Origin of the sequence: Pseudomonas sp. KB_15, assembly GCF_052114525.1 — a bacterium.
GTDB lineage: Bacteria > Pseudomonadota > Gammaproteobacteria > Pseudomonadales > Pseudomonadaceae > Aquipseudomonas.
The window spans coordinates 1-469 of the sequence record NZ_JBFREX010000194.1 but is presented as its reverse complement, the minus strand read 5'-3'; the positions used below and the strand labels follow the sequence as shown (position 1 = coordinate 469).

Genomic DNA, 469 nt, shown 5'->3' with positions numbered 1-469 from the left:
GCTTCATCCTGCTGGACGAGCCGTTCGCCGGCGTGGACCCCATCGCCGTGGGCGAAATCCAGCGCATCGTGAGCTTCCTGAAGGCGCGCAACATCGGCGTGCTGATCACCGACCACAACGTGCGCGAGACGCTCGGCATCTGCGACCACGCCTACATCATCAGCGAAGGCACGGTGCTGGCCGCCGGCCAGCCTGAGGAAATCATCGCCAACGAGTCCGTGCGACGCGTGTACCTGGGCGAAAATTTCCGCATGTGACCCATCGGCCGCCGCGTGCGGCCGCGCTTCTCCCGGCCTCCACGGCGACAGCCGGGGTCGATCAGGAAGTCAGAGCGATAGGCGATAGCAATTTCCGTTCCATAGTCGGAAGGATGCGCATAGAATAGGTCGCATGAAACCGTCGCTTCAGCTTCGTCTCTCGCAACATCTGGCATTGACCCCGCAGCTGCAACAGTCGATTCGATTGTTGC

1 protein-coding gene and 1 pseudogene are annotated in these 469 nt (G+C 62.0%); both read left to right on the top strand.

Translation table 11 applies throughout. The annotated features are described in order from the left end of the window. Window positions 1-257 (top strand): annotated as a pseudogene (locus tag AB4Z35_RS30420) (LPS export ABC transporter ATP-binding protein); the annotation flags it as partial. 133 nt (window positions 258-390) lie between these two features. Continuing rightward, window positions 391-469: hypothetical protein (locus AB4Z35_RS30415; RefSeq protein WP_442101217.1), on the top strand; the 79-nt coding region annotated here is incomplete at its 3' end.